Origin of the sequence: Streptomyces sp. NPDC015220, from assembly GCF_043079345.1 — a bacterium.
GTDB lineage: Bacteria > Actinomycetota > Actinomycetes > Streptomycetales > Streptomycetaceae > Streptomyces.
This window is the reverse complement of record NZ_JBIBUK010000058.1, coordinates 1-1,482: the sequence shown is the minus strand read 5'-3', so window position 1 is coordinate 1,482 and position 1,482 is coordinate 1. Positions and strand designations below refer to the sequence as shown.

Annotated in this window: 1 protein-coding gene; it reads left to right on the top strand. The window is 69.2% G+C overall.

All coding sequences use genetic code 11. From position 1 onward, the window contains the following. Positions 1 to 405: 405 nt before the first annotated feature. Positions 406 to 1,446 carry an IS30 family transposase gene (locus tag ACF061_RS39030; protein WP_392271773.1) on the top strand — a complete coding sequence of 347 codons (1,041 nt, stop codon included), beginning with the start codon at positions 406 to 408 and terminating at the stop codon, positions 1,444 to 1,446. Positions 1,447 to 1,482 lie beyond the last annotated feature (36 nt).

The following is a 1,482-nucleotide window of genomic DNA, read 5'->3' as shown; positions in this document are numbered from 1 at the left end:
CTTGGGTTCTAACGGTCCTCGCAACACCCGCGATCTGTGGGAGTTGCGAGGACCGTGGCCGTTGGACGCGATGATCTTTCGGGGCTGCGGGAGCGTTTCCTTGCGCGGTTGGATGCCGTGGGCAACGTGACCGTGGTGGCACGTGAGCTGGGGGTGAACCGGAACACTGCTTTCGGCTGGGCCCGGAAAATTGGACGAAGCTCGGTTCGTCTGCCGCGCCGTCATCCAGGGCGGGACGAGTACGAGCGGCTTCGGGCGGCCGGTGTCGCACGCCGGGTCGCGGCCCGGCAGGTCGGCGTGAACGAGCGCACGGCCAAAGACTGGGACTGGGGCGTCAAGAAGAGCCGCTCTTCGCGTACTTACGCCGACGGGCGCCGTGTCGACTACACCACCGGGACCGTCACGATGGGCGGTGTGACCACGGCACCGGTAGGCCTGACGGCCCTGGAGAAGCAGCTTCACCCACGGTTCCTGACGCTCGCCGAGCGCGAGAAGATCCGCGATCTCCATGCGGCGGGGCAGTCGCTGCGGGCGATCGGACGAGCCCTGGGACGGCCGGCGAGCACGGTCAAGCGGGAGATCGACGCGAACCCGGGCAGCGAGGGCTACCAGCCCTACGCGGCCCACCGCGCGGCCGCCGCCCGCAGGCCCCGCCCCAAGGAGCGCAAACTGCTGCGCGAGGGACGGCTGCGCCGCTTCGTCCGGGACGGACTGCGCAGGCGGTGGTCACCGGAGCAGATCTGCCACGCTCTACTGAGAGAGCATCCCGACGACGAGAGCATGCGGGTGAGCGTGGAGACGGTCTACCAGGCGCTGTATTTCCAGGCCCGCGGCGGCCTGAAACGGGAAGTCCAGGCCGCCGTCCGCTCCGGCCGGACCCGCCGCAAACCACGCCGGGACCCCGAGCGGCGCACCCCACGGTTCATCGACCCGATGGTGATGATCAGCGACCGCCCCGCCGACATCGAGGACCGGGCCGTACCCGGTCACTGGGAAGGCGACCTGATCATCGGCGCGGGCGGTCGCTCCGCGATCGCCACCCTCGTCGAGCGCAGCACCCGCTACACCATGCTGGTCCACCTCCCCGGCGGAGCCCACGACGCCGAGACTGTCCGCGACGGCCTGGTCGCCACGATCCAGACCCTGCCCGCCCACCTGCGCGGCTCCCTCACCTGGGACCAGGGCAGCGAGATGGCACGCCACAAGCAGTTCAGCATGGCCACCGGCATGCCCGTCTACTTCTGCGATCCGGCCTCGCCCTGGCAGCGCGGCTCGAACGAGAACACGAACGGGCTGCTGCGCCAGTACTTCCCCAAGGGCACCGACCTGAGCGTCCACAGCCCCGAAGACCTCGAACACGTCGCCCAGGAACTCAACGGCCGCCCACGCAAGACGCTCGGCTGGGATACCCCAGCCGAGCGTCTACGTGATCTACTCACCACCTAAAACCCAGTGGTGTTGCGACGACCCCTAGAACCCAAG